A 26,529-nucleotide genomic window follows, 5' to 3' on the forward strand; every position below is an offset into this window, starting at 1 on the left:
TGACGAGGTGCGGCAGCACCCCGAACATTGTGGTTCGGCGGCAGCAGCCTCCCAAACACGGCGATGTGGCGGTGCAGCACCACCTCGAACACGGCGATGCGGCGTGCGCCAGCATCCCGAAGGCGGTGATGCGGCAGAGCGGCCAGTAGGTGTGAAGCGCATCCGTGCGAAGCACAGCTGGTGCAGTGCTGCGCGACAGTGCGGCAAGAGCGGCGGGTCTGTTGCGGCGACCTGGCAAACGAACTGGCAAGAGGACAGTGACGTGCCTGGGTCAGTGGGTGCCCAGCGCACCCGTGCGAAGCGCAGCTGGTGCGGTACACGCGATCGCGAGGCGAACGTGGGGGCCGGTAGTGCGCGAAAATGGCGGGCGGCGGGCGCTTAAGGAGTGGGGCAGTTGGGCAGGACTGCGACGCGCCTAGACGGGTGTCACAAGGCGCCGACGCGTAGCGCGGCTGGCCCGGCAAGTTCGGCGGATGCGACAGCGCGCCATGCGAAGGACGGCAGTGCCGTGGGGGCGGCACCGCGATGAGAGCGAAGTTCGGAGCCGCCGAAGCGCGGTGGGAGCGAAGTTCGGTGAGCGCCGAACCGCCGCGGGAACGAAGTTCGGTGAGCACCCAACCGCAGCGGGAACGAAGCACGATGGGAGCCGACGCGCGGTAGGTGTGGGGTTCGGTGAGTGCCGAAGCGCGGCAGAAACGAAGCGCGATGGGCGTCGAGCGCGGTGGGTATCTCAGCAGCAGGGGAATGAGCGGCATGAAGCGCGATGCAGGGTGGCGGGTGCGTCAGCTGAGCGAATTTGAGCCGGACCGAGAGCGGTAGCGAGGCACCGAGGCACCGAGGCACCGAGGCACCGAGGCACCGAGGCAGGCTGCCAGTGTGCCGGGGCGACCGAGAGGCCGGCAGGTCAAACGAGGGGCGGGGCAGCGCGGCACGCTGCCACAGCGCCTTAGAGGCAGGGCAGCTCAGCCGCCGAGAGTCAGAGCAGCCCAGAGGCAGCGGCCTAGAGACCGGAGGTCGAGAGGTCGAGAGGTCGAGAGGCGCTGCAGCCCAGAGGCCGCCCCAAGAGCAGAGGCAGAGACAAGGGGCAGAGACAAAGAAGCGGCCCACCGGAACATCCGGTGGGCCGCTTCTGCTCAGTACTCACTACTCACTACCGCGTAACACGCCCCCATCCACAACCACCCCGAAAGGCAGCCCCAAGGACAGGGGGAGAAGGCACTCAGCCCTCCGGGAAGATCACCACACGGCGCTTCGGGTCTTCGCCCTCGCTTTCACTGGTGACGCCGTCCACGGTGGCGACGGCGTCGTGGACGACCTTGCGTTCGAAGGGGCTCATGGGTTGCAGGCGGACGCGCTCGCCGTTGGACAGGACGGACTCGGCGGTGGAGCGGCCGAGTTCGCGGAGCTCTTCGCGGCGGTCGGCGCGCCAGCCGGCGATGTCGAGCATGAGGCGGCTGCGGGAGCCGGTTTCCTGCTGGACGGCGAGGCGGGTGAGTTCCTGAAGGGCCTCGAGCACGGTGCCGCGGGGGCCGACGAGCTTTTCGAGGTCCTCGCCGCCGTCGATGCTGATGATGGCGCGGCCGGCTTCGACGTCGAGGTCGATGTCGCCGTCGTAGTCGAGCAGGTCGAGCAGGCGCTCGAGGTAGTCGCCGGCGATGTCACCTTCCTGCACGAGCAAGTCGTCGCCGCCCTGCTTCTCCTCGGCAGCGTCACCGGCACCAGCACCGGCAGCGTCACCGGAAGCGGCGTCACCGGCAGCAGCATCGGCGCTGGAATCAGCGCCGGCCGTGGTCTCTTCGTCCTGATCGGCGTCGATCGTGTCGACCGTCTCCGACATCATTCGTCTCCTCTCCGAGCCGGCGGCGTCAGCGACGCTTCCGGCCCGACTTCCTGGTCGAGTCCTTGAGGAGTCCGGGAACCCCGGTTCCGTTCTCCTTGTTCGATCCGTTCTGGGCCGGCTGCTGCGCCGCCTCGGACGGGGTCGCCTTGGTGTCCGCCGCGTCGGCGGCAGCGGGCTTCTTGCCCTGCACGCCGCCGCCGGTGGTGGACGGGGAGTGCGTCTGTGCGAAGCCGTGCGCCGAACCCGCCTTGGCCACCTTGCCCTGCTGCTGGCCGTTGCCCGACGGGTTGTTCTTCTTCTGCTGCACCGGCTTCTGCCCGACCTTCGGAGCCGTGGGCTTCTGCCCCGGCTTCGGTCCGAGCGACGCGCGCTTCTCCGCGGCCTCCGCCTTGCGCGCGGCCTCTTCCTTGTCGATGCGCGTGTACACGAGCCGCTGCTGCATCAGCGTCCAGCCGTTGTTCGCCAGCCAGTAGAAGAGCAGGCCGAGCGGGAACAGGGCACCGAACACGAGCACACCGAGCGGGAAGATGTACATCGTCAGCTTGTTCATGATCGCGGTCTGCGGAGTGGCCGACGCGGTGTTCTGCCGGGCCACCGAGTGGCGCGCGGTGAGGTGCGTGGCGATCGACGCGATGATCATGAGGGGCAGCGCAACCGGCAGCACGCTCCAGTGGAACCCGACCGCACCGGTCTGGCCACCGGACACCACGCCGACGCCGTTGTAGACCGCTTCGCCGAGGTTGACACCGAAGAGCTTCGCGTTGACGTACGACGACACGTCGTGCTGGCTGAAGAAGTAGTTCTCGGTCTTCACGCCGCCGCCGGCGGGCTGGATCGTGAAGGCGCGCAGCACGTGGTTCAGGCCGATGAACACCGGGATCTGAAGAATCATCGGCAGGCAGCTGCCCAGCGGGTTGACGCCGTGCTCGCGCTGGAGCTTCTGCATCTCCTGCGCCTGGCGCTGCTTGTCGTTCGCGTACTTCTTCTGGAGCTTCTTCATCTCCGGCGCGAAGTCTTGCATCTTCTTCATCGACCGGACCTGGTTCACGAACGGCTTGAACATGATGCCGCGGACCGTGAACGTCAGGAAGATGATCGCGAGGATCCAGGAAATCGCCGATGCTTCCCCGAACGCGAACCCGAATACCTTGTGCCAACACCACAAGATGAAGGACACGGGGTAGTAGATGAAATCGAGCACTGAGCTACTCCTCGATCGGTGTTTCAGGCAGGTGGTGGCGCCACGAGAACTTCTCGGGTACCGGATCGCGGCCCGGCGGTGTCCACGGGCCGCACCGCCCCAGCCTGCGCAGCGCGAGGTAGGAGCCGCGGCCGGCACCGTGCCGGGTCAGGGCTTCGACTGCGTACGCGCTGCAGCTCGGGTAGAACCGGCAGGCCGGCGGCAGGAAAGGCGAGATCGCCTTGCGATAGAGCTTGATGGGGAGGAGCAGCACCCAGGCGACCGGTCCGGGACGGCGCTGGGCCGGGTCCTCGGTGACGTCGGTGCCGCCGTGGGTGTGCTCGGGAGTGGCTTGCATTGCCGTTACACCGCTGATCCGTGGTCGGGGGCCGCGTCCTGCTGACGCGGTTGCCGGGGAGCACCTTCCCCGGCGGTGCGGCGGGACGAGGTGAGTCCGAGCCGGCGCAACGCCGCATCGAGATCGGCGCCGAGCTCCGCGCTCGAAGCGGACGCCGCCGGAGGTAATGCCCGTACGACCAACGAGCTGCCCGGGGGCAGTGTTCCGAGCCGAGCCGAAACGAGATGACGCAGCTGCCGGGTCACCCGGTGGCGGACCACCGAATTGCCGACGGCCTTGCTCACCACAAAACCCGCCCTGGCCGCATCGGGTGCGGCCGCGGACGGGTCCGTGGTCAACGCGTGGACGACGAGGCGGCGCCTGCCTGCCCGGGAGCCCCGGCGGAGGACGACTCGGAAGTCTTCACTCCGACGTAGACGTGCGGCTACGGGCAGCACGGCGCGCCTCGACGAGCCGGATCAGGCGGACAGCGCGGCGCGGCCCTTGCGACGACGAGCCCCCAAGATGGCCCGGCCGGCACGGGTCCGCATGCGGAGGCGGAAACCGTGGGTCCGCGCGCGTCGGCGGTTGTTCGGCTGGAAGGTGCGCTTGCCCTTGCTCACTGCTACTCCTGTGTCTCGGCCGTCGGGCGACGGATTTTCGGCCGTCTACCGGCATGTCGTGCGGTCGCACGGCAGTCTCTGGTGTCTCCTACCAACGTGTGGCCTCGTCACGACGAGCGACGACATACGTGGGCACGCGAAACGCACCCGTCGCTTACGGGAGACCTTACGAGGGTACGCACCCCGGCCGGGAGCCGTGTAGGCACCCCCTCCGCCACGCTGTGCGACCAGCCCGCGACCTCGGGTTCCCGCACGCCACGGCACCGAATGGCAACACGCCGTACACCGTGAAATGCTTGCGCGCAACGATGCCTTGTGGCAGCGAGCGAGGCTTGTTAGCGTGCCTCTTCCGGGTCTCCGGTCGTGAGACGCGCGACGGTATCGCCACCGGGGTGTGGAGGCGCCCACGGCGAACGCCGAGCCCGCAGGTGGCGTGGCTGCGGGCAGCCGTACATTAGTGCACAGCTGTGGACAACTATGTGGATATTCGCTGTGCCCGCGCGCAGGTCGGTCCAAGATGACGTCCAGGGGAGTGTCACGCGGGCGTGCTTGGGGTTGAATCCGCCGTTCACGCCGACGAGGGGAGGGGAGCCAGACAGGTGTCCGAGCACCAGCACAATCTGGGCGTCATCTGGGAGCAGGTGGTGCGGGAGCTGTCCGACGGCACCCTCTCGCCGCAGCAACGGGCCTGGATGCGCGTGACGAGGCCCATCGGCCTGCTCGACGGCACCGCTCTCCTGGCGGCCCCCAGTGATTTCGCGAAGGAAGCGATCGAGCGCGCACTGCGCGGCGCGATCACCGACGCCCTGTCCCGTCGGCTCGGCCGCGCCGTGTCCCTCGCCGTGAAGGTCGACAGCGCCGAGGCCATCGCGCCCGCGCCGCGCTACGTGCCCTCACCCCCTCGGGTGGAAAACGGGCATCCCGACAACGGCCGAGTGGACACCAACGGTCACCTCGAGCCGGGTCACCTCGATTCGCACTTGAGCCCCTCGCACTTGAGCCCGTCGCACCTCGACGCCGGCCGCAGCGAGATCGGTCGGCCGGAAAACGGCGCCGTCGCCCCTTCGCGCGCGCCGATCGAAGGCGCCTCCATGGCCGCCGCGCGCGCCGCCCGGCCCGAGCCGCCGCGCCAGCGCCCCGTGCCGCAGCCGGCGCCGCTCGAGGAATCCGACGACCCGAACGAAGAGGTCGACGAAGAAGGCGAAGCGCTCGCCGCCGTGCACGAGATCTGGCCGACCTTCTCGGGCCAGCCGATCGCCGGGCAGCCCTACACCGCGCCCGCGCAGCCGCAGACGTCGAAGACGAAGCTGAACGAGAAGTACACCTTCGACACGTTCGTGATCGGCGCGTCCAACCGCTTCGCGCACGCGGCCGCGGTCGCCGTGGCCGAAGCGCCGGCCCGCGCGTACAACCCGCTGTTCATCTGGGGTGAGTCCGGGCTCGGCAAGACGCACCTGCTGCACGCCGTGGGCCACTACGCGCAACGGCTCTTCCCCGGCATGCGCGTGCGCTACGTCTCCACCGAAGAGTTCACCAACGACTTCATCAACTCGCTGCGCGACGACCGCAAGGTCGCCTTCCAGCGCCGCTACCGCGACATCGACATCCTGCTCGTGGACGACATCCAGTTCCTGGAGGGCAAGGAAGGTACGCAGGAAGAGTTCTTCCACACCTTCAACACCCTCCACAACGCGAACAAGCAGATCGTCGTCAGCTCCGACCGCCCGCCCAAGCGCCTCGAAACGCTGGAGGACCGGCTGCGGACGCGGTTCGAGTGGGGCCTGATCACCGACATCCAGCCGCCGGAACTCGAGACCCGCATCGCCATCCTGCGCAAGAAGGCCGCGCAGGACCGGCTGGCGGTGCCGGGTGAGGTGCTGGAGTTCATCGCCTCGCGCGTGGAGGCGAACATCCGCGAGCTCGAGGGCGCGCTGATCCGCGTGACCGCGTTCGCGTCGCTCAACCAGCAGGCCGTGGACACCGCGCTCGCCGAGGTCGTGCTGCGCGACCTCATCCCCGATTCGCACGCGCCGGAGATCACCGCGCCGACGATCATGGGCGTCACGGCGGAGTTCTTCGACGTCACGCTCGACGACCTGTGCGGGCCCGGCAAGACGAAGGCGCTCGCCACAGCGCGGCAGATCGCGATGTACCTGTGCCGTGAGCTCACGGACATGTCGCTGCCGAAGATCGGGCAGACGTTCGGTGGCCGCGACCACACCACGGTGATGCACGCGGACAAGAAGATCCGCAAGGAGATGGCCGAGCGCCGGCGGATCTACGACCAGGTGCAGGAGCTCACGTCGCGGATCAAGCAGCGGGCTCGGCAGTAGCAGGTCCTTGAAAGGAGGGCGTCGCCTACGGGCGGCGCCCTCCTTTGTCTTTGCGGAGGCGTTCCGAGGCGCCTCTGAAGAAGTTCCCAGGCGCTCCCAGACGGCCTCACGCAGCCTCAGACGGCCTCAGACGGCTCGGCACCGCCAACGCGTCCGTCCACATCGACCCGACGGCCACAACCCCCGAGCGCTCGCTCCGTCACCCCCGACGAGCCCGCTTTCCTTTACCACACAACACCTTCCACCCCGCCACGGGTCCAACGTGGACGAAGCACGCGTGCACCGGCGAAGCACCGAAGCAGACGGCGTGTGCCGTGCCCCACGTACGCACGCGTACGCAGCCATCCCCAAACTCATTGATACACAAGGAGTTTTCCCCACCCTGTGGGCAGTTTGTGCACAACTCCAGCACATCGCAGAGCTGCGACGACGCCGAATCGCTCCACATCCCGCCCACACGGAATCCACAGACTTTCCACAGGGTTGTCCACGGGGATTCCACAGGTTGCCCACACTTGATCCACATCGAGCGCCCGTCACTCTCCAGGGCGATTCGGGGCCGTTCGGACACCCACAGAACCTGGGTACAACTCCCCTCACAGCTGGGGACAACCATGGGGACAACTGGCCCGAGATGTGGATGGATCGCACCCGGCCCGAAGTTGTCCACGGACGGCCCGAACCATCCACGGATCCACCACCAGGCTTCTCCACACCTCGCCGCGCCCTCCGACCTGCGCGAACGAGCTCTGTCCACACAACCCACAGCCCCTATTACTGCTACTGCTCTTAGATCTTTTGAAAGAAAGAACAAAACAAAAACAGGCGATGGACGAAGTTGGGGACAAGCCGTCGAGCCTGTCTCCTTGTCGACAAAGTCAAGGGGAGGCCGAGGTGACGGGACCCCCGGCGACGGCCTAACGTGGATGCCTGCACCTGGTCCGTTCCTGTGCGCCGATCCCGGCACGCCGAAACGGGCCGGCCCGGTGGGGACTCGGTCGCGGCGTACTGGCGCAGTACTCGTGAACCGCCAGCCGCCGACCCTTCACGAGCCGAGGGGCTCGGCTGTCGAAAGGATGCGCGCATGAAGATCCGCGTCGAGCGCGACGGGCTTGCCGACGCCGTCGCCTGGGTGGCCAGGAGCCTCCCGTCCCGGCCTCCGGTGCCGGTGCTGGGCGGTGTGCTGCTCGACGCGGGTTCGGACGGGGAGTCCGACGCGCTGACGGTGTCCGGGTTCGACTACGAGGTCTCGGCCACGGTGGGCGTCCCCGCGACGATCGCCGACGGCGGCCGCCTGCTCGTGTCCGGCCGCCTCCTCGCCGACATCACCAAGGCGCTGCCCGCGCAGCCGGTCGAGATCTCGGTCGACGGCGCCCGCGCCACGATCACGTGCGGCTCCGCGCGCTTCTCCCTGCCGACCATGCCGGTGGAGGACTACCCGCAGCTGCCGAGCCAGCCCGCGTTCGCGGGTGAGCTCACCGGCGACGTCTTCGGCCAGGCCGTGACCCAGGTCGTGACCGCCGCCGGCAAGGACGACACGCTCCCGATGCTCACCGGCATGCGCCTGGAGATCTCGGGCGAGACCCTCACGCTCGTGGCCACCGACCGCTTCCGCCTCGCCATGCGCGAGTTCACCTGGAAGCCGGCCGAAGGCCTGCCCGACGCCGCGGTGCTCGTGCCCGCGCGCACGCTCGCCGAAGCCGCGAAGACGCTCGGCGGCGGTGGCAGCACCGTGCGCCTCGCGCTCGCCAGCGGCGAAGGCCTGCTCGGCCTTTCGGGCAACGGCCGCTACACCACCACCCGCCTCCTCGACGCGGAGTTCCCGCCCTACCGGCAGCTGCTGCCGGCGACCCACACGTCGCGTGCCGTGATCGAGGTGTCGGCGCTCGCCGAGTCGATCAAGCGCGTGTCGCTGGTCGCCGAACGCGGCACGCAGGTGCGGCTGGAGTTCGCTGACGGGTCGCTGCGGCTTTCCGCCGGCGGCGACGACGAGGGCAGCGCCGAAGAAGAGCTGCAGGTCGACTACGAAGGCGAACCGGTCACCATCGCCTTCAACCCCGGCTACCTCGTCGACGGGCTCGGCGCGCTGCACAGCGACCGTGCCGAGCTCACGTTCACCACCCCGAACCGGCCGGCGCTCATCAAGCCCGCCGACGCCGAGGGCAACGTCGTCCCCGGTTATCTCTACCTGCTGATGCCGGTCCGCCTCCCGGGCTGACCGGTCTGCTTCGACCGCGGATTTCGTTACTACCTAAGGGGATCTCATGGTTCAGCTCGGTCTCGTGGGCCTGGGCAAGATGGGCTTCAACATGCGCGAGCGGCTGCGGGCCGCCGGGCACGAGGTCGTCGGTTACGACCGCAACCCGGCCGTGAGCGACTCCGAGTCGCTCGCCGACCTGGTGTCCAAACTGGACGCGCCGCGCATCGTCTGGATCATGGTCCCCGCCGGCGACCCGACGCGGGCGACCGTGGTGGAGCTGAGCCAGTCGCTCGCCGAGGGCGACCTCGTGATCGACGGCGGCAACTCGAAGTTCACCGACGACAAGCTCAACGCCGACCTGCTCGCGGCCAAGGGCATCGGCTACCTCGACTGCGGCGTGTCCGGCGGCATCTGGGGCAAGGACAACGGTTACGGCCTCATGGTCGGTGGCGCGGAGTCCGACGTCGCCCGGGCGATGCCGATCTTCGACACGCTGCGTCCGGAAGGCCCGCGTGAAGAGGGCTTCTCGCACGCCGGCATGGTCGGCGCGGGTCACTACGCGAAGATGATCCACAACGGCATCGAGTACGGCATCATGCAGGCCTACGCCGAGGGCTTCGAACTGCTCGAAGCGGCCCACGTGGTCGAGAACGTGCCCGCCGTGATCAAGGGCTGGCAGCGCGGCACCGTCGTGCGCTCGTGGCTGCTCGACCTGCTGGTGCGCGCGCTCGACGAAGACCCGGAGCTCGACGACCTCGAGGGTTACGTCGAAGACTCCGGCGAGGGTCGCTGGACGCTGGAGGAAGCCGTGAACAACGCAGTGCCGGCGCCGGTGCTCTCGGCCGCGCTGTTCGCGCGGTTCTCTTCGCGGCAGAAGGACTCGGCCGCGATGCGCGCCGTCGCCGCCCTGCGCAACCAGTTCGGTGGCCACGCCGTGAAGAAGGTCGGGAGCTAGCCTCCCCCGCTCGTGTATCTGCGACATCTCCAGGTCACCGACTTCCGGTCCTGGCCGCAGGCCGACCTCGCCCTCGAACCGGGGCCGGTCGTGCTCGTCGGCCAGAACGGCCGGGGGAAGACGAACCTGCTCGAAGCGATCGGCTACGTCGCGACCCTGGGTTCCCACCGGGTCGCGACGGACGCCCCGCTGATCCGGCACGGCTGTGAGCGCGCGCTCGTGCGCGTCGCCGTGGTCAACGACGACCGCGAGCTCACGGTCGAGCTCGAGATCACGGCCGGGCGGGCCAACCGCGCCCGCGTGAACCGGGGCGCGGTCGGCAAGCCGCGTGACGTGCTCGGCATCCTGCGCACGGTGCTGTTCTCCCCGGAGGACCTCGCGCTCGTGCGCGGCGACCCGAGCGAGCGTCGCCGGTTCATGGACGAGCTGCTCGTGTTGCGCGCGCCCAGGTACGCGGGCGTGCGCGCGGACTACGAGAAGGTGCTGAAGCAGCGCAACGCCCTGCTCAAGACCGCCGGCAAACGCCGGACCGGTCGCGAGGACCCGTACGCGCTGTCCACGCTCGACGTCTGGGACGACCACCTGTCGGTGGCCGGCGCCGCGCTGCTCGCGGCGCGGCTGAACCTCATCGCGGACCTCGGGCCGTACGCGGCGGAGGCGTACATGGGCGTCGCGCCGGATTCGCGGCCGGCGTCGATCGCGTACAAGTCTTCGCTCGGCGAAGCGCTGCCGCCCGGCTACGGCGTGGCCGGCGGGGAGCGGGCCGACACGGAAGTGCTGCGCGAGCTCCTGCTGAAGGGGCTGGCCGACGTGCGCAAGAACGAGCTGGAGCGGGGCATCAGCCTCGTCGGCCCGCACCGCGACGAGCTCGAGCTGATCCTGGGCGAGGCGCCGGCGAAGGGCTACGCGAGCCACGGCGAGTCGTGGTCGTTCGCACTGGCGCTGCGGCTCGGCAGCTACGAGCTCCTGCGTGGCGAAGCGGGTGAACCGGTGCTGCTGCTGGATGATGTGTTCGCCGAGCTCGACCGCAAACGGCGGGCGCGGCTCGCGGAGGTCGCCGCGGGTGCCGAGCAGGTGCTCATCACGGCGGCGGTGGACGAGGACGTACCGGCAGAGCTGGCGGGGAGCCGGTTCCTGGTGGCGGATGGCGAGGTCAACCGTGCCTGAATACTCGGCCCCAAGATCAAGTCGGCCACGGCGGGTGACCGCGGTCACAGAAGTTACCCACCGATCTGGGGACAAACCTGTGGACAGTGTGGATAAACCCGGGAATGGGTTATCGCCGCGCGTGACGAAACGGCCTGATAAGGGCCTTGACATCCCCCGAGCGGGGAATCACCCAGGTGAGAGCCCCGCTTCCGGTACCGAGCGTGACGTGTCCACTGGGCCGAACGGGAAGCCCTCCGGACGGGACCTGGCGCACGCCGCGCTCGAGGCCGCGAAAGCCAAGGCGAAGGAACGTGGTGCGCCGCCGAACCTGCGCCGCGGCCGGATCACGGGCGGCGGTGGCCAGAACCCGCGCCGTCGCCGCTGGTCAGGGCCCGGTGCCGACGCGCGTGACCCGCAGCCGCTCGGCCGGCTCGTGTCGCGGCTGGTCTCCGACAGCGGCTGGCAGGACACGATGACCAACGCGCGCGTGTTCGGGCAGTGGGCGCGCCTTGTCGGGGAAGACGTTGCCGAACACGCCCAGCCGGTGAGCCTGAAGGACGGCGAGCTGACCGTGCGCGCGAGCTCCACGGCGTGGGCCACGCAGCTGCGGCTGCTGCAGAGCAAGCTCATCGCGAAGATCGCCGCGGGGGTCGGCAACGGGGTCGTGAAACGCATGCGGATCCAGGGTCCGACGGCCCCGAGCTGGCGGAAAGGCCCGCGTGTCGTGCCCGGCCGCGGGCCGCGTGACACGTACGGCTGACTCGGGTTGCGCGTCGGCGGGTGAGTTCCCCGAGAACCGCTTGACAAGCCGCTCGCTACGAGATGACTCGCCTTCGAGCGATTTCGCGCGTCTGTGACGCAACGAGGGGTGTCCTTGCCGCATGCCAGCACGCGCGGGCAAGTACACTGGAGGAGTAGCGAGCGTCCGCTCGGGCGAGACGAGGAGAAACAACGCCGGTGACTGAGAACAAGAGCGAGTACAACGCGTCGTCCATCACCGTGCTCGAAGGTCTCGAAGCGGTCCGCAAGCGCCCCGGTATGTACATCGGCTCCACCGGTGAGCGCGGTCTCCACCACCTCGTCCAAGAGGTCGTGGACAACTCCGTGGACGAAGCGATGGCCGGATTCGCGACCAAGGTCGAGGTTACTCTCCTCGCCGACGGCGGGGTGCGGGTTCTCGACGACGGCCGCGGTATTCCGGTCGACATCCACCCCAAGGAGCAGAAGCCGACCCTCGAGGTCGTGCTCACCATCCTGCACGCGGGCGGCAAGTTCGACAGCGACTCGTACGCGGTGTCCGGCGGTCTCCACGGCGTCGGTGTCTCGGTGGTCAACGCGCTGTCCACGAAGCTCCTCGCGGAGATCAAGGTCGGCGGCCGCAGCTGGCGCCAGGAGTACACCGACCAGGTTCCCGGTCCGCTCGAGGACCTCGGCCCCGCCGAGGGCACCGGCACGATCATCACCTTCTGGGCCGACCCGAACATCTTCGAGACCACCACGTACAACTTCGAGACCATCTCACGCCGGCTGCAGGAGATGGCCTTCCTCAACAAGGGCCTCACCCTGTCGCTGCGCGACGAGCGCGTGGCCGACGAGGACACCGAGGAAGACGCCGAAGGCAAGCAGGCCCGCGTCAAGGAGAAGGTGTACTGCTACCCCGGCGGGTTGGAGGACTTCGTCCGCCACATCAACGGCAGCAAGGACCCGATCCACGAGAGCGTGATCTCCTTCGACGCCAAGGGCCCCGGCCTCGAGGTCGAGGTCGCGATGCAGTGGAACAACGGGTTCACGCCGTCGGTGTACACGTTCGCCAACACGATCAACACCCACGAGGGTGGCACCCACGAAGAGGGCTTCCGCGCGGCGCTCACGCGTGTGGTCAACGCGTACGCGCGCGAGAAGAAGCTGCTCAAGGAGAAGGACGCGAACCTCACGGGTGACGACGTGCGCGAGGGTCTCGCCGCGATCGTGTCGATCAAGCTGTCCGAGCCGCAGTTCGAAGGCCAGACGAAGACGAAGCTGGGCAACAGCGAAGCGAAGACGTTCGTGCAGCAGCAGTCCAACGAGTGGCTGGGCGACTGGTTCGAGCGCAACCCCAACGAGGCGAAGACGATCATCAACAAGTCGATCTCCTCGTCGCAGGCGCGCATGGCCGCGCGCAAGGCGCGGGACCTGGTGCGCCGCAAGGGCGCGCTGGAGATCGGCGGCCTGCCGGGCAAGCTCAAGGACTGCCGCTCCAACGACCCGGGCGAGTGCGAGCTCTACATCGTGGAGGGCGACTCGGCCGGCGGCTCGGCCAAGGAAGGCCGCGACTCGATGTACCAGGCGATCTTGCCCATCCGGGGCAAGATCATCAATGTGGAGAAGGCGCGCATCGACCGCGTCCTCAAGAACACCGAGGTCCAGTCGCTGATCACCGCGCTGGGCACCGGCATCCACGACGACTTCGACCTCTCGAAGCTGCGCTACCACAAGATCGTGCTGATGGCCGACGCCGACGTCGACGGCCAGCACATCACCACGCTGCTGCTCACCCTGCTGTTCCGCTTCATGACGCCGCTGATCGAGCACGGCCACGTGTTCCTCTCGCGGCCGCCGCTGTACAAGATCAAGTGGCCGCGGCAGGAGCCGGAGTACGCGTACTCCGACAAGGAGCGCGACGCCGTGATCCAGGCCGGTGTCGAGGCCGGCCGCCGGCTGCCGAAGGACGACGCGATCCAGCGCTACAAGGGTCTCGGCGAGATGAACGCCGAGGAGCTGTGGGAGACCACGATGGACCCGGCCAACCGGCTCCTCGGCCAGGTCACCCTCGACGACGCCGCGCAGGCCGACGAGCTGTTCTCCGTCCTGATGGGCGAGGACGTGGAGGCCCGGCGCTCGTTCATCACGCGCAACGCCAAGGACGTGCGCTTCCTGGACGTGTAGCCGTCCGCCCCGCCAGCCAGCCCTGACCTTTCTTTCTGCCGAGAAGGACCCATGACGGAAACCTTGCCGCCGGAACACGACCGCATCGAGCCGGTCGACATCCAGCAGGAGATGCAGCGTTCCTACATCGACTACGCCATGAGCGTGATCGTGTCGCGGGCGCTGCCGGACGTGCGCGACGGTCTCAAGCCGGTGCACCGCCGCGTGCTCTACTCGATGTTCGACTCCGGTTTCCGGCCGGATCGCGGGTACAACAAGTGCTCGCGCGTCGTCGGCGACGTCATGGGCAACTACCACCCGCACGGTGACTCGGCGATCTACGACGCGCTCGTGCGCCTGGCCCAGCCGTGGTCGATGCGCTACCCGCTCATCGACGGGCAGGGCAACTTCGGCTCGCCGGGCAACGACCCCGCCGCCGCCATGCGGTACACGGAGTCGCGCCTCGCGCCGCTGGCGATGCAGATGCTGGCGGACATCGAAGAAGACACCGTCGACTTCTCCGACAACTACGACGGCCGCACGCAGGAGCCCGACGTGCTGCCGGCGCGGTTCCCGAACCTGCTGGTCAACGGTGGTTCCGGCATCGCGGTCGGCATGGCGACCAACATCCCGCCGCACAACCTGCGCGAGGTCGCCGACGGTGTCGTGTGGGCACTGGAGAACTACGAAGCGACCGACGACGAGCTGCTGGCCGCGCTGCTCACGCGGGTCAAGGGCCCGGACTTCCCGACCAAGGCAATGATCCTCGGCACGTCCGGGATCGAGGACGCGTACCGCACGGGCCGCGGTTCCGTGCGCATGCGTGCGGTCGTCGAGGTGGAAGAGGACGCGAAGGGCCGCACGACGCTGGTCGTGTCCGAGCTGCCGTACCAGGTGAACCCGGACAACCTCGTCGAGAACATCGCGCACCTCGTGCGCGACGGCAAGCTCACGGGCATCGCCGACATCGCCGACGAGTCCAACAGCCGCTCGGGCATGCGGATCGTGGTCACGATCAAGCGCGACGCCGTGGCGAAGGTGGTGCTGAACAACCTGTTCAAGCACACCCAGCTCCAGCAGAACTTCGGCGTGAACATGCTGGCCCTGGTCGACGGCGTGCCGCGCACGCTGCGCCTGGACCAGATGATCCGGCACTACGTGAAGCACCAGGTCGAGGTCATCGTCCGGCGGACCAAGTTCCGCCTGCAGAAGGCCGAAGAGCGCGCGCACATCTTGCGCGGTCTGGTCAAGGCACTCGACCTGCTCGACGAGGTGATCGCCCTGATCCGGCGCTCGCCCTCGGCCGAAGAGGCCCGGCCGGCGCTGATGGAACTGCTGGACGTCGACGAGATCCAGGCCACCGCGATCCTCGACATGCAGCTGCGCCGCCTCGCCGCCCTCGAACGCCAGCGCATCATCGACACGCTGGCCGAGATCGAGCTGGAGATCGCGGACCTCAAGGACATCCTCGAGAAGCCGGAGCGCCAGCGCTCGATCATCCGTGAAGAGCTCATGGAGATCGTCGACAAGTACGGCGACGACCGTCGCACGAAGATCATCCCGTTCGACGGCGAGGTGTCGGTCGAGGACCTGATCGCGGTCGAGGACGTCGTCGTCACGATCACCCGCACCGGCTACGCGAAGCGCACGAAGACCGACCTGTACCGCTCGCAGAAGCGCGGCGGCAAGGGTGTGCAGGGCGCCACGCTGAAGCAGGACGACATCGTGCAGCACTTCTTCGTGTGCTCCACGCACGACTGGATCCTGTTCTTCACGAACAAGGGCCGCGTCTACCGCACCAAGGCCTACGACCTGCCCGAGGCCAACCGCAACGCGCGCGGCCAGCACGTGGCCAACCTCATGGCGTTCCAGCCCGACGAGCAGATCGCCCAGGTCATCGAGATCCCGAACTACGAGGTGGCGCCGTACCTGGTGCTCGCCACGCAGAAGGGGCTCGTGAAGAAGACCAAGCTCACCGACTTCGACTCCAACCGCGCGGGTGGCCTCATCGCCATCAACCTGCGCGAAGGCGACGAGCTCGTGGGCGCCGTGCTGGCGGCGGCGGAGGACGACCTGCTGCTCGTGTCGGCCGGCGGCCAGTCGATCCGCTTCCACGCCACCGACGAGGCGCTGCGTCCGATGGGCCGCCCGACGTCCGGTGTGCTCGGCATGCGGTTCAACGACGGCGACGAACTGCTCGGCATCAGCGTGGTCAAGCCCGACAAGTTCCTGCTGGTCGCGACCGACGGCGCGTACGGCAAGCGCACGCCGATCGAGGACTACCCGGTGCAGGGCCGCGGCGGCAAGGGTGTGCTGACCATCCAGCACGACTCGAAACGTGGCAGGCTGGTGGGCGCACTCATTGTCGACGAGGACGACGAGCTGTTCGCCATCACCTCGAGCGGTGGGGTCATCCGCACGCCGGCGCGCGACGTGCGCAAGGCCGGTCGCCAGACCAAGGGCGTGCGGCTGATGAATCTGGGAGACGGGACCACTCTTCTCGCGGTCGCACGCAACGCGGACGAGGGGTCGGACGTCGCCAATGGTGGCGAGGACTCTTCCGAAGCCGAGTCCGATGAAGTTTCGACGGATTCGGTCGACTCGGCGGAGGTGACCCCCGCCGCCGAAGGCGAGGCGACCACCGCGCCCGAGGAGACCACGGAAGAAGACGGCACGGCGCCGGAGCAGTGATCGGCGCCCCACGCACGGGTAAGGACTGACTCTTCGTGACACCATCCGAGAAGGCAGACGGCACGTCGTCGAGCCCACCCTGGCAGCGCACCGCCAAGGACGGCGGCGGCGACTCCGAGGCCACGGTCTCGACCGGAATCGCCACCGAGGATGTGGTCTACTCGGATCATGAGCAGGACGGACCGCGCGTGAGCGAGAGCGACTACCCCGCGGTGACCGGCACGGCCGCGCCCCGGCTCTTCGGAGCCGAGGGCGCGCCGCCGGCCGCGGCCGACGTGCCTCCGGCCGGCCGCACCCGCCCCACCCCGAGCGCGCTGCGTCGTCCGGGCCGCGGCCCGCGCCGGGCGTCGCTGCAGATCAAGCGCTTCGACCCGTGGTCGGTGCTGAAGCTGTCGCTCGTCCTCGGCGTGGCCATGTTCTTCGTGTGGCTCGTCGCGGTCGGCGTGCTCTACACGGTGCTCGACGGCATGGGCGTGTGGGACAAGCTCAACGGCACCTACTCGTCCCTGGTCGGCGGCGAAGGCGCCAACGCGTCCACCGAACCCCTCATCAGCGCCGGCCGCGTGTTCGGCATCGCGGCCATCCTCGGCGCGATCAACATCGTGCTCGTGTCCGCTCTGGCCACGGTCAGCGCCTTCATCTACAACGTGTCGGCGGACCTGGCCGGCGGCCTCGAAGTCACCCTGTCGGAAAGGGAGTAACCCGGTTGCAGGGCCCCTCCGGGGGTCCTGTAAAGTTCTCTCCGTTCGACGGGCCCATAGCTCAGGTGGTTAGAGCGCTTCGCTGATAACGAAGAGGTCCCAGGTTCAAGTCCTGGTGGGCCCACGCAGGTCAAAGGCCGGTTCGCATTCACGCGAACCGGCCTTTTGCATGACCGAGTGACTAACTGAGTGACTATGCACTCTCGGTGGTCGGGAAAATGGCGTCCATCGCTTTCGCGCCGTGCTGGATCACCGACCGGAGCTGGTGGCGGTAGACCAGCTCGGTCACCTTGGTCTCGGAGTGGCCGACCAGGCGTGAGATGTCCTCGATGCTGACCCCACTGTCCGAGAGCAGCGACACGAAGCTGTGGCGCAGCTCGCGCGGTGTCCAGTCCGCCGGGTTCAGGCCTGCCTTCTTCAGGATCCGGCGGAAGCCTCGCCGGACGTTCGCCGCGTCGAGCTGCGTGCCCACATCCGAAGCGAACACGATCCCGTTCTCCTGCCACCGATCACCGGCGATCCGTCGCTGAAGATCTTGGCGCCGTTGCTGGCGTTCCAGCGACGCGACGGCGCGTCCGGCGAGGGCGAGCGAGCGGCGCGACTTCCGGGTCTTGGTATCGCCGGTGGCGCGAACCGACCGCCAGACGTTGACGTGCGGAGGTTCCGGCGGCGTCGCATGCGGCCGTCCCGCCAAGTCCACCTCGTCCCACGCCAAGGGACGTGCTTCCTCCGTCCGGGCACCGGTGAGGAGCGACACGACGGTGTATTCGCCGTAGGTCGAGTGCTCGGCTTCGGCAGCGTTGAGCACCGCTTCTGCTTGCGTCAACGTCAGCGACTTCGACTTGCGTCCTTCGCGGCCGGCCGGGAGCTCGTCGCACAGCAACACCACGTTGCGAATGGCGTTGCCCTTGGTGCGCTTCGCGGTCCGGTTGATTGCACGGCGAAGGATCGCCCGGAGGTCCGCCAAGGTCCGGGTCGCCAGGACTTCGGCCTTCGCCTCAAGCCATGCGTCCACGTCATCCGCGGTCAGCTCGTTCACGTTCTTCGGATCCAGCAACAGGCGCGCGCCAAGAGAGGGGATGACGTGGATTTCCGCCAAGGTGGTCAGCTTGTCCACAGTCGCTTGATCACGCCCCTTGAGGCCGTGGCGTAGCCAATCCTGAACTGACTGTTCGACCGTCGGGCCGGTGCCGGCGATGGCTGTGTTGTCCTTCTTCCGGTCGACCAGCCGGCCAAGCGCCTCCCGAGCCTCGGTCTTGGTCTTCCCGCTGCCACGGCGGACGATCCGCTTCCCGTTCGCGCGGTAGCCGACCGTCAGCTCAGCGATCCACCGTTGCCGGGCCTCGGACCAGTAGAGCCCGCCGTCCCCGCGACTACGCCGTGCGGCCATAGCCGGTCACCTCCGCTTCGCTGATGAGCTGGTTGACGTACTGCTGGATTGAGACGGCTGGGATGAGCCGTGCCCGGCCTTCCTTCACGGAGAAGAGGCGACCGGCGCGCAACTGCTCGTAGATCACGGAGCGGCTCATTGAGAGCAGGCGCATGGCTTCCGGGATGCGGTAGAGGTGCCGGGCCGGCACGTCGAGCGGCAGGATCGTTGCGTCCATGAGGGTCCCTTTGCGTCGTGAAGCTGGGCGGGTGCGGGCCACGAACACGGGCGGTCTCCTCTCGTCGGCGAGTGACAGGTCGGTCGGGGTGTCACTCGGGGTGTCACAGGTGTTTGTGCTGGTCAGGGGCAGTTGAGTGACAGCGGTGACAGGTGTGACAGGTGCGGGGTGGTCACGGGTGTCACCGTGACGGCTGGGGTGTGACAGCTCCCGCGGGTGTCACACCTGCTGTCACACCTGTTTGTGCTGGTCAGAGCCCGGGAGTGACAGCGGTGACAGGTGTGACAGGGCGGGGGTGTCACCGCGGGGACTGCTGCCGGGGGCGCTGTATTCGCCGTTGGTGGCCTTGTGCAGCTGTCCGTCGTCGGCCATGCGCTTGCAGGTCTGGCGGACCGTGCTCGGGTTGAGCTCCAGGGCGTCGGCGATGGCCTTCGGGGTGAGCGGGCCGTGGTCGCGCAGCAGGCGCAGGATCGTGGCGCGGGTGTCGGCGACGAGGTGGTCGGTGGCGGGGCCGTCGAGCTTGGTCCAGGCACCGGCGTGGGCGTCGAAGGTCATGGCGTAGTCGGCTTCTTCGACGTCGCGGCCGGTCACGTGCAGCACCCCGTCTGCCTGTCCCCGGCCGCGCTCGAGAACCAACGTGGCGTCCATGGCGCCGGTCAGCCCGGCGGTGCCAGACACGAGGTTCTGCCAGTCGTCGGCGCCCTGTTTGCGGACGTGGTGGATGAGCAGGAACGGCACGCTGTACTCGTCGGCGAGGGCCTTGAAGCGGGCGCCGGCGGCGTAGTCGCCGCTGTAGGCGGATATGCCGGGGATGACCGCTCCGCGCATCTTCTCAAAGGTGTCGATGATGACCAGCCGCGCGGTGGGGTTCGCGTCGAGCCATTCCCTCAGCACCTGCTCGCCGCCGGCGGTCATGGTGGGGCAGGCGGTTTCGAGGGTGAGCAGCTTCGCGGGGCTTCCGCCGGCGGCGATCTGCTGGCGGCGGCGGCGCTGCAACCGACGCCCGGTGTCTTCGAGCGCGCAGTAGAGGACCGGGCCGCGTTCGACCTCGATCGAGCCGAGTGCGTTATCGCCGTTGGCGATGTCTGCTCCGAGTCCGAGGGAGAGCCATGACTTGCCCAGTTTCGGCGCGCCGGCCAGCAGGTTGACCCCTTCGGCGAGCAGGCCGGGAACGGCCCACTTCGGCGGCGGGAACTCCTCTCGCATCAGGTCCGCGTCGGTCCACCGGGTGCGGCGGGCGGGCGGTGTCGGCACGGCGGCCAGCGGCCGGGGCGTGGTCATGGTGATCTCCCTCAGGTTCGGATCAGGCTGCGATTAGCGCCTGTCGTGCAGCTGCGCGGCGGTGGTGGCGTCCGGACGCGGCGATGAGCGCGAAGCGGCGCCAGTGCATGGCCCAGCGGAAGCAGTTCGCGCAGTTCTTGTGCGAGCCGCCGATGCATTCGGGCAGTGCCGGTCGCTGTAGCCGGCGGGCGACAAACGACCACGCCATCGAGTCGTCGGACGCGGTGAGGTGTCCGTGCTCGCGCAGGCCGGTGAGTTTGAACCCGAACCCGTGCAGGCGTGTGAGCCCCACATCGTGGAGGGCTCGCAGGATCTGCCCGGCCTCTTCCATGCCCTGGCGGCGGCAGACCGATCCGACACCCACGAGCGGTTCGCGGGTGAGGTCGATGCCGGCGAGCTGCCGGTACAGCTCGGTGCAGTGCACGTAGTCGTCGGGGTGTTGGCCCTGCACGACGGCGATGATGTTCAGGTCCGGCGCAATCTCCCGCAGCTGCGCGACGTTGAGCACGGTCAATCGTTGGTGTAGTCGCACGATCTGCTGCTCGGTGAGCTTTCCGTCTGGGTCGAGGAAGCGGCGGGTGCCCACGTAGCGCTGCCCGTTGGCGACGCCGCCGTTGATGATGATCGATTCGCACATCCAGTCCTGCGGGGCGGCCCAGTCGAGCATGCCGATTTCGTCGCGGTAGCGGCGGACTCGCTCGACGTACTCGTGCGGCGGAATGGTCCACCGGCCGTGCTTTTTGAGCTGGGTGAACCCGCCGGAATCGCAGGCCCACCGCGCCACAGCCCGCGGCAGCCGCTTGTAGGTGCGCAACCGGGTGTCGGACACGAACAGCGGCACACCGGCTCTCGCCAGCCAGCCCGGTGCGGGCGCCCCGAGGTAGAACAACGGCGTCGTCATGCCGCCACCTGCCGCGGACGGTTGTGCCCGGCCCGGATCCCGGAGCGGATCGTGCTGCGGGCCTGGGTTTCGCTGTAGGCGCCGCATGCGATGTGCCGGCCGGCCGCGGTCATCAGCCGTGCGGTGACGTCGTCCTCGGGAAGCGAGCCGCCGGCGACGAGTTGCCCCAGGGCGAGCGCGGCGGCGTAGAGCGCCGCGTTGCGCTGCCCGGATGCGGCGTTGTGGACCTTCCCGGCTTCGGCTTTCACCGCGGCGTCGAGGTAGCGGCCTCGCCGGTCGCCCGCGGGCCGGACCGGCCATGCCGGCGCGGCCGGCAGCGGCTTCGGGGTGAGCCGCCGCACGAGCCACGCGGGCAGCGGCTCGATCGCGCCGTCGAACAGGAACCCGTAGCGGTCGATCCCGATCGGGGTTCCGGGGGCGACGACGTAGCCGCCCCAAGCGCGGGTGTCGATTTTCCAGCCGAGCCCGCGTTCGCTGTCGCCGGCGGTGTTTCGCAGTGTCACGTCCCCCGGAGCCCGGTAGTACAGGTGCAGGCCACCCGAGGGCGTGCGGACGGTCAGCGTGTTCCCGGGCAGGTCCTCGCTAAAGGCGTCGGCAAGCACAGCAAGCACGTCCTCCCCGCACGTGACGCCTTCCGCGGCCCACCGCTCGGGGACCTCATCGCCGGGCTTGGCGTTGTCGAGGTCGATCACGCACAGCCCGGACGGACCCGTGGCCACACCGATGCCGTAGGGGGCGTGCGACCACGCGGCCCGGATCTTCTCCGGGTCGGTGGTGGCGCGCTGCTCCCACGTGCGGTGCCCTTCGGCGCACCGGCCGGTGAGCGGGCAGTCGTCTTCGTTGTGCCCCGCGGGGCGCTTGGTGCCGGGGCGCAACGGGAACACGTGCCACCCGCGGGCCGCGGCGTCGAGCGCGGCGCTCAGAAGTTCGTTGTCCACAGTGGTCATCGGGTTCCCTTCGCGTCGGTGCGGGTGGGGAGGTCGACGCGTCGGGCGGCGTCGGTGATGATGCGGGGGTGGTCGAACGCGATCTGCCCGCGTTCGCGCAGCACCCATGCGAGCGGGAGCCAGCGCGCGATTCGCGCGTCGTCGCCGGCAGTCGGTGGCACGAGGGTGTGCAGCACGGTCCAGAACGCGCCGGTGACGTAGCGGCCCCGCGGGTCGCGGTTGGGCTGGTCATAGATCCCGACCTCACCGAACCGCTGGACCTGCAACCCGGTCTCTTCGTAGAACTCGCGCACCGCGGCCTCTCGGAAGGTCTCGCCGGGGTCGACGTGGCCGCCGGGCAGAGCCCAGTAGCCCTCGAACGGGTTCCAGCGGCGTTGGATGAGCAGCACGTGCCAGATGCCGGCGCGTTCGGCGAACGCGACGACGTCGCCGGTGAGGCGGGCCATTTCGACGGTGTCGTGGTTGTCGGCCATCACATCGGTTCCCTTCGGTGCGGTTGGTGTCACGTCCCCGTGCGGTGCGGGGGTTTTCACTGGCTGCTCTTGCCGTGGAAGGTCGGGCCGTACTGGATCCCGATCTGCTGCTCGACGTAGTCGGTGCCGCTGGCGGTGGTGCGCGAGTCGCCGGCGGCGTGCTCGCGCTCGGGCCGCGGGTCGGAGGTGGTGGTGTTGCTGGCGGGGCCGCGGAACGGGTCGAAGTCGCTGCCGGAGGTGAAGGTGGTCGGGCCGTGCATGACGCCGATCTGGGCGCCGACGGTCGCGCCTGGCGCGGCGTAGTTGGTGAAGCGCGTGCCGTCGGGCGCGGTGTAGTCGGTGACTCGCGGTTGGTCGCTGGTGGTCTGCTCGTGCTTCTGCGGCGAGCTGGTGTCGCTGTGCGGCTCGCGCCGCGGGGCCTGGTGGTTCTCGGGTGCCGGCGGCGGGGTGTCCGGTGTGGACGCCTTGGCGGCGCGGGCTTCCGGTGCCTTGAACGACTGCCAGAGCGCGCGGAACTCGTCCTGCTCGGACTGGTGGGCGTCCGGCTGGGGAGCCGGCGGCGGGGTCGTCGACCGCGGGTGCACGACCACGTCGGATTCCGAGCGTCGGCGGCGGGTGCCGCTGCCCTTGCGGGGCTGCCGACGGGTGGCGCTCTGCTTCGCCTTGGGCTTGGGGGTTTTCGCCACGGGCGGGGTGTTCGGCGTGGACGGCGCCGCCTTGGCGCCTGTCGCGTCCCCGTCCTCGTGGTGGGTGACCGCGCCGTCGCGCCCGCGGATGGTGACGTGGGTGGTGCCGGTGTGGTCGCCGCCCACGATGACGTGCGGGCCGCCGGCCGGGTCGGGGTCGGTGATCGATGCGCTGATGTGGCCGGTGTGGTTGCCACCGACCGCGACCCCGGTGATCGTGCCGCCGATGTGCTGGCGGGGGTGGGCGTCCTCGCCTGTCACGTCCCCCGCCTGATCTGCGGTGCTCCCCGCGGCGTCGTCGTACTCGTCGATGCGGGCTTTGTGGTCGTCGAAGTCCTGGGCGGCTTTGTCGAGGCGGGCTTTGGCGCTGGTGAAGGCGTCGTGGTCATCGGCGGCGATGGCGTTGTCGACGGCGCGGCGGGCTTCCTGCACGCGGTGGCGCAGCGTCGCGGCGAACGGGTCGTCGGTCACGTCCCTCAGCTGACCTGCGGTGTTGTCCGTGGGCTGCTCGGGAGTGGGCTGGTGGCTGTCCATGCGGGACTCCTGTTCGCTGCGGTGGGCGGTGTTGTGGGCGGTCAGGGCCTCTGTGGCTTCGGTGAGGCGGGCGTTGGCGCTGGTCACGGCGGCGGTGTCGCCGGCCGCGGTGGCCTCGGCGACGGCGCGGCGAGCGCGGGAGACGCGTTGGCGGATGGCGCCGTGGGCGCGGGTTCGGCTCGACCCGCCGGCGCAGCGGCGGCCACCTTCGGCGGATGCGCGACACATGCGGTTTTCCCTTCCGTGGCGTGAGGTGTGGTCGACACGAGCGGTGTTCGGCGAGTGCGTGCGGTCAGAGCCGGATGGTGGTGAGCCGCCCGGTGGTGATCAGTCGTGGCGCGAGGGTGGTGATGCGGTCCCAGTGGCGGCCGACCGCTGCGCGGGCCAGAGACCGCGCCTTGCCCTCCGACAACCGGGTGTCCAGACCGTTGCTGACGTGGCGGAAGTTGCGGATGTCATAGCCGGCGTTGCCGCGGCTGGCGTGACCACGGCGGTGGTGACGCAGCCAGCGGTCTTCGGCCTCGAACCCGCCCCAGCAGCCGATCGCGTAGCCGGCGAGGTTGTTTGGGTCCCACTCCACGGAGCAGTGGCCGTCGTCGCCGCTGTGCACGATCTCGGTGATCGTGAGTCCGGCGTCGGCCCAGACGGCGGCGTGCCCAAGCTCGTGCACGGCGATCCGGAGCTGGTGGGGGTCTTGCGGGTTGCGGCGGGGGCTGAACCATCCCATGTCGATGTCCTCTCGTCGGTGACGGTGTGTGACGGTTTTTGGCATGGATCGGCTGGCGCGAGCACTCGGTGTGGGTGTCGCGTGGCGGGTGAGATCGGGAGTGAGGTGCTGGATTTGGGGTTAGGTTCCTAACCCGGCGGGTGAGATCTCCCAGGTCGGTGCTGATCTGCGGAAAGTTAGGCGAGTGAGGTGGGTTAGGTCGGTCCCGCGGCCGGCGGTTTGCGGGTCTGTAGGCAAACCTCGCGGGGGTGGTGCCGACCTAACCCGGGCCGGTTCGGGCTACTCGTCCTCGTCGAGGTCGGCGGTTGCCGCGGCGACCAGGGCCTCACGGATCGTGACCGGGTCGATCGGCCACTTGTTGCCGGTGCTGGGCACCTTGACCCCGCGTGCGGCGAGCAGGGCGCGCAGCTTCACCCCGTCCAGACCGGCGTACTCGCGCCCGTCCAGCGCGGTGAGCAGCGGCGCGACCTTCGCCGCGGGCAGCGACTCGGTCACGTCCCTGAGCACCTCGTCAAGGTCGTCGAGCAGGTCCCGCGGCGCCGCGGCCTCGATCATGCTGGTCGGACGGCCGGCACCGGGGACGTGACCGCCCTTGAGCGCGGCGAGCGACCGCTCAATCAGCGGGCTGACCTGGTCGTTGTCCTTGGCGACGTTGAGGAAGTAGACCTGCACGATCTCCGAGCGCTCCCCGGACAGGCCCTTGCACACCGCGGTTCCCTTGTCGGTGCCCGGAATCAGCTCCGTGGCGCGGTGACCGGCGGCGTAGGCGCCCTGCCCGAGCAGCGCGTCGTTAGCGACGTGGTCGCCCACGGCGAACGCGATGCCGTTCGAGCAGTTGCGCGTCACGTCCCTGGGCATGCTGTCCTTCGTCGGCGCCTGAGTCGAGACGATCACGTGAATCGCGCGCTTGCGGCCCAGTCGCACGATGTCGACCAGAAGCTGAGCGATGTCCTTGCCGTAGACGGGGTGCTGGATGGCGACGTGCGCCTCTTCCAGCAGGCAGAAGATCGGGTGCAGCCCGACGCCCTTGGACGCGTATTCCCTGGTGACCGCGGGAATCTCGTACTTCACGAGCAGCTCGCCGCGGGCCTGGACTTCGGCGTGCAGCTCGCGCAGGTCCGCGAGGATTTGGGCGATCTTCTCGTCTTCGGCGCCCATCACGTAGCGGGAGCAGCGCGGCTCGAACACCTCGAAGTCGAAGTTCGCGTCCGGGACCCAAATGCGCAGCTCAGCCGTGGGGTCCAGCGCGGCGCCGGCCATGATGACCCGGGCCGCGGACGACTTGCCCTGACCGGGCATGCCACCGCAGATCGTGTTGCGCTCCAACAGCGGCGCGAGCATCGGCTCGCCGCGCAACGTCCGTCCGAACGGGACACCCTTGAACACGTCCACCGCGCCGTCGTCGAGCAGCGGGTACGCGCCGGCACCTTCGGCCAGAGCACCCTTGTCGGCCACCCACAGGTCCAAGATGCCCTCTTCGCTGCCGGTGGTGGGCCAGACCTCTTTGGACAGACGGTGCAGCCCGGTCGCGAGGTCCCCGCGGCGGCGCGCGATCTTCTCTGCCGTCACACCGGCCGGGAGGCGCACCACGGCGTGGGTGCCGCGCCCGTCCCGACGGGCCGGGGTGAGGTACTGCATGGGCAGGCCCTCTTTGAGGTAGTTCGTGATCTGCGGGATCCGCAGTGCGGCAAGGGCTTGCGCGATGGTGGTCTCGTCGATCGTGAGGTCGGCGTCCGCGCCGCGGTTGGTGGCCAGCCAGCCCGGCACCTTCCCGCGCTGCTTGCCCTCCCGGTACGCCCCGAGCACCACGCCGGCGGCGACCACCCACGGGGCCACGGCCACCAGCGGGGTCCAGGTCCAGGCGATCGCGGTGAAGATCCAGCGCAGCGCCCCGAACACGCCCCCGATGACCCCGGTGAACGCGCCGGCGCCCGAGACCTGCACGAGGATCCCGATGAGCAGCACCATGACCACCGCGGCGGCCAGGCCGATAACGCCGACCTTCATCAGCCGCTTCATCAGCTCCGGCAGTTCCATGATCCGACGGTGGCGAGCTTCCTTGACGGTTTCCATGCGTTCCAGCCACTCCTTCACCTGCTCGCGGTCGCCGACGGCTTCGGCGGCCTTGACCTGCCGGCGGTAGACGCCCATGGTCGAGGCGTCCCACGCCCGGCCGCGCCACGAGTCGAGCCCCGCCATCACGGTCATGCCGTGGCCGACCAGGGCCTTGGTGCGCTCGTGGCTGGCGACCTTCTTCGCGGTGCGGGCGACGACCACCGCGTCGTTGCGGTAGCCGGCCCACCGGGCCTGCGCCAACGCTTTCTGCGACATGCGCGCCTGGAACTCCTGCTCGGTGAGCACCTCGTCGGGCTCGATCACCTCGTCGGTGCGGGTCGGCAGGTGGTGCACGGTGGCCAGCTCGCCGCCGGCGACCGGGGTGGTGTTTTCGGTGTCCATGGT

22 protein-coding genes and 1 tRNA gene are annotated in these 26,529 nt (G+C 69.0%); 9 read left to right on the forward strand and 14 right to left on the reverse strand.

Annotated features, from left to right (window positions below; all coding sequences use genetic code 11):
• Positions 1-1,219: 1,219 nt before the first annotated feature.
• The 5 genes from VSH64_RS36885 to rpmH are packed head-to-tail and all read right to left on the reverse strand — an operon-like array spanning position 1,220 to position 3,980.
• Positions 1,220-1,840, reverse strand: a complete 621-nt coding sequence (locus tag VSH64_RS36885) for a Jag family protein (protein ID WP_407655585.1) — start codon at positions 1,838-1,840, stop codon at positions 1,220-1,222.
• Between the two features lie 25 nt (positions 1,841-1,865).
• Positions 1,866-3,041, reverse strand: a complete 1,176-nt coding sequence (yidC, locus tag VSH64_RS36890) for a membrane protein insertase YidC (protein WP_326567374.1) — start codon at positions 3,039-3,041, stop codon at positions 1,866-1,868.
• Positions 3,042-3,045: 4 nt separating this feature from the next.
• Positions 3,046-3,378 (reverse strand): membrane protein insertion efficiency factor YidD, encoded by a 333-nt coding sequence (gene yidD / locus VSH64_RS36895; protein ID WP_326567375.1) that lies wholly within the window; start codon positions 3,376-3,378, stop codon positions 3,046-3,048.
• Between the two features lie 5 nt (positions 3,379-3,383).
• Positions 3,384-3,815, reverse strand: a complete 432-nt coding sequence (gene rnpA / locus VSH64_RS36900; protein ID WP_326567376.1) for a ribonuclease P protein component — start codon at positions 3,813-3,815, stop codon at positions 3,384-3,386.
• Positions 3,816-3,836: 21 nt separating this feature from the next.
• Complete coding sequence (rpmH, locus tag VSH64_RS36905) at positions 3,837-3,980, reverse strand: 50S ribosomal protein L34 (RefSeq protein WP_285971341.1); 144 nt, start codon at positions 3,978-3,980, stop codon at positions 3,837-3,839.
• 599 nt (positions 3,981-4,579) lie between these two features.
• Here rpmH and dnaA point away from each other — a divergent pair.
• The 9 genes from dnaA to VSH64_RS36950 all read left to right on the forward strand — a co-directional run bounded on the left by dnaA (position 4,580) and on the right by VSH64_RS36950 (position 17,037).
• Positions 4,580-6,313, forward strand: a complete 1,734-nt coding sequence (gene dnaA / locus VSH64_RS36910; RefSeq protein ID WP_326567377.1) for a chromosomal replication initiator protein DnaA — start codon at positions 4,580-4,582, stop codon at positions 6,311-6,313.
• Between the two features lie 1,084 nt (positions 6,314-7,397).
• A complete protein-coding gene (gene dnaN, locus VSH64_RS36915; RefSeq protein WP_326567378.1) occupies positions 7,398-8,531 on the forward strand; it encodes a DNA polymerase III subunit beta in 1,134 nt (377 codons plus the stop codon).
• A gap of 46 nt (positions 8,532-8,577) precedes the next feature.
• On the forward strand, positions 8,578-9,468 hold the full coding sequence (gnd, locus tag VSH64_RS36920) for a phosphogluconate dehydrogenase (NAD(+)-dependent, decarboxylating) (RefSeq protein ID WP_326567379.1): 891 nt from the start codon (positions 8,578-8,580) through the stop codon (positions 9,466-9,468).
• Between the two features lie 12 nt (positions 9,469-9,480).
• Positions 9,481-10,635 (forward strand): DNA replication/repair protein RecF, encoded by a 1,155-nt coding sequence (gene recF, locus VSH64_RS36925; protein WP_326567380.1) that lies wholly within the window; start codon positions 9,481-9,483, stop codon positions 10,633-10,635.
• A gap of 208 nt (positions 10,636-10,843) precedes the next feature.
• A complete protein-coding gene (locus VSH64_RS36930) occupies positions 10,844-11,377 on the forward strand; it encodes a DciA family protein (RefSeq protein WP_326567381.1) in 534 nt (177 codons plus the stop codon).
• Positions 11,378-11,574: 197 nt separating this feature from the next.
• Positions 11,575-13,542: a DNA topoisomerase (ATP-hydrolyzing) subunit B gene (gene gyrB / locus VSH64_RS36935; protein ID WP_326567382.1), complete on the forward strand. Its 1,968-nt coding sequence runs from the start codon at positions 11,575-11,577 to the stop codon at positions 13,540-13,542.
• Between the two features lie 51 nt (positions 13,543-13,593).
• Entirely contained in the window at positions 13,594-16,212 is a 2,619-nt protein-coding gene (gyrA, locus tag VSH64_RS36940) for a DNA gyrase subunit A (protein WP_326567383.1), read from the forward strand.
• A gap of 35 nt (positions 16,213-16,247) precedes the next feature.
• Positions 16,248-16,913: a DUF3566 domain-containing protein gene (locus VSH64_RS36945; RefSeq protein ID WP_326567384.1), complete on the forward strand. Its 666-nt coding sequence runs from the start codon at positions 16,248-16,250 to the stop codon at positions 16,911-16,913.
• Between the two features lie 50 nt (positions 16,914-16,963).
• A tRNA-Ile gene (locus VSH64_RS36950) sits at positions 16,964-17,037 on the forward strand.
• Between the two features lie 69 nt (positions 17,038-17,106).
• Here VSH64_RS36950 and VSH64_RS36955 read toward each other — a convergent pair.
• The 9 genes from VSH64_RS36955 to VSH64_RS36995 all read right to left on the reverse strand — a co-directional run bounded on the left by VSH64_RS36955 (position 17,107) and on the right by VSH64_RS36995 (position 26,526).
• Positions 17,107-18,303 carry a site-specific integrase gene (locus VSH64_RS36955; protein WP_326567385.1) on the reverse strand — a complete coding sequence of 399 codons (1,197 nt, stop codon included), beginning with the start codon at positions 18,301-18,303 and terminating at the stop codon, positions 17,107-17,109.
• Positions 18,287-18,520, reverse strand: a complete 234-nt coding sequence (locus VSH64_RS36960) for a helix-turn-helix domain-containing protein (protein ID WP_326567386.1) — start codon at positions 18,518-18,520, stop codon at positions 18,287-18,289. The genes VSH64_RS36955 and VSH64_RS36960 overlap by 17 nt, the downstream gene beginning before the upstream one ends.
• 231 nt (positions 18,521-18,751) lie before the next feature.
• Positions 18,752-19,801, reverse strand: coding sequence for an AAA family ATPase (locus VSH64_RS36965; RefSeq protein ID WP_326567387.1), 1,050 nt, complete (start codon positions 19,799-19,801; stop codon positions 18,752-18,754).
• Between the two features lie 22 nt (positions 19,802-19,823).
• On the reverse strand, positions 19,824-20,702 hold the full coding sequence (locus tag VSH64_RS36970; RefSeq protein WP_326567388.1) for a deazapurine DNA modification protein DpdA family protein: 879 nt from the start codon (positions 20,700-20,702) through the stop codon (positions 19,824-19,826).
• Positions 20,699-21,649 (reverse strand): bifunctional DNA primase/polymerase, encoded by a 951-nt coding sequence (locus VSH64_RS36975; protein WP_326567389.1) that lies wholly within the window; start codon positions 21,647-21,649, stop codon positions 20,699-20,701. Before VSH64_RS36975 ends, VSH64_RS36970 begins: the two co-directional genes overlap by 4 nt.
• Positions 21,646-22,122 (reverse strand): NUDIX hydrolase, encoded by a 477-nt coding sequence (locus VSH64_RS36980; RefSeq protein ID WP_326567390.1) that lies wholly within the window; start codon positions 22,120-22,122, stop codon positions 21,646-21,648. The genes VSH64_RS36975 and VSH64_RS36980 overlap by 4 nt, the downstream gene beginning before the upstream one ends.
• 56 nt (positions 22,123-22,178) lie before the next feature.
• Positions 22,179-23,570 carry a hypothetical protein gene (locus tag VSH64_RS36985; protein WP_326567391.1) on the reverse strand — a complete coding sequence of 464 codons (1,392 nt, stop codon included), beginning with the start codon at positions 23,568-23,570 and terminating at the stop codon, positions 22,179-22,181.
• A gap of 64 nt (positions 23,571-23,634) precedes the next feature.
• Positions 23,635-24,069: a hypothetical protein gene (locus tag VSH64_RS36990; protein WP_326567392.1), complete on the reverse strand. Its 435-nt coding sequence runs from the start codon at positions 24,067-24,069 to the stop codon at positions 23,635-23,637.
• 279 nt (positions 24,070-24,348) lie between these two features.
• The gene (locus VSH64_RS36995) at positions 24,349-26,526 is read right to left on the reverse strand and encodes a cell division protein FtsK (RefSeq protein ID WP_326567393.1); all 2,178 of its coding nucleotides are present in this window, start codon (positions 26,524-26,526) and stop codon (positions 24,349-24,351) included.
• Between the last annotated feature and the right edge of the window lie 3 nt (positions 26,527-26,529).

It is taken from the genome of Amycolatopsis rhabdoformis (assembly GCF_035918295.1).
Lineage (GTDB): Bacteria > Actinomycetota > Actinomycetes > Mycobacteriales > Pseudonocardiaceae > Amycolatopsis > Amycolatopsis rhabdoformis.

Bases quoted from the DNA above. Each gene is read 5' to 3' on its own strand.
- VSH64_RS36995 (WP_326567393.1), bottom strand. From the start codon at position 26,526: ATGGACACCGAAAACACCACCCCGGTCGCCGGCGGCGAGCTGGCCACC.
- VSH64_RS36965 (WP_326567387.1), bottom strand. From the start codon at position 19,801: ATGACCACGCCCCGGCCGCTGGCCGCCGTGCCGACACCGCCCGCCCGC.
- VSH64_RS36970 (WP_326567388.1), bottom strand. From the start codon at position 20,702: ATGACGACGCCGTTGTTCTACCTCGGGGCGCCCGCACCGGGCTGGCTG.
- gyrA (WP_326567383.1), top strand. From the start codon at position 13,594: ATGACGGAAACCTTGCCGCCGGAACACGACCGCATCGAGCCGGTCGAC.
- VSH64_RS36885 (WP_407655585.1), bottom strand. From the start codon at position 1,840: ATGATGTCGGAGACGGTCGACACGATCGACGCCGATCAGGACGAAGAG.
- VSH64_RS36960 (WP_326567386.1), bottom strand. From the start codon at position 18,520: ATGGACGCAACGATCCTGCCGCTCGACGTGCCGGCCCGGCACCTCTAC.
- VSH64_RS36955 (WP_326567385.1), bottom strand. From the start codon at position 18,303: ATGGCCGCACGGCGTAGTCGCGGGGACGGCGGGCTCTACTGGTCCGAG.
- dnaN (WP_326567378.1), top strand. From the start codon at position 7,398: ATGAAGATCCGCGTCGAGCGCGACGGGCTTGCCGACGCCGTCGCCTGG.
- gnd (WP_326567379.1), top strand. From the start codon at position 8,578: ATGGTTCAGCTCGGTCTCGTGGGCCTGGGCAAGATGGGCTTCAACATG.
- yidD (WP_326567375.1), bottom strand. From the start codon at position 3,378: ATGCAAGCCACTCCCGAGCACACCCACGGCGGCACCGACGTCACCGAG.
- VSH64_RS36985 (WP_326567391.1), bottom strand. From the start codon at position 23,570: ATGTGTCGCGCATCCGCCGAAGGTGGCCGCCGCTGCGCCGGCGGGTCG.
- VSH64_RS36980 (WP_326567390.1), bottom strand. From the start codon at position 22,122: ATGGCCGACAACCACGACACCGTCGAAATGGCCCGCCTCACCGGCGAC.
- VSH64_RS36990 (WP_326567392.1), bottom strand. From the start codon at position 24,069: ATGGGATGGTTCAGCCCCCGCCGCAACCCGCAAGACCCCCACCAGCTC.
- VSH64_RS36975 (WP_326567389.1), bottom strand. From the start codon at position 21,649: ATGACCACTGTGGACAACGAACTTCTGAGCGCCGCGCTCGACGCCGCG.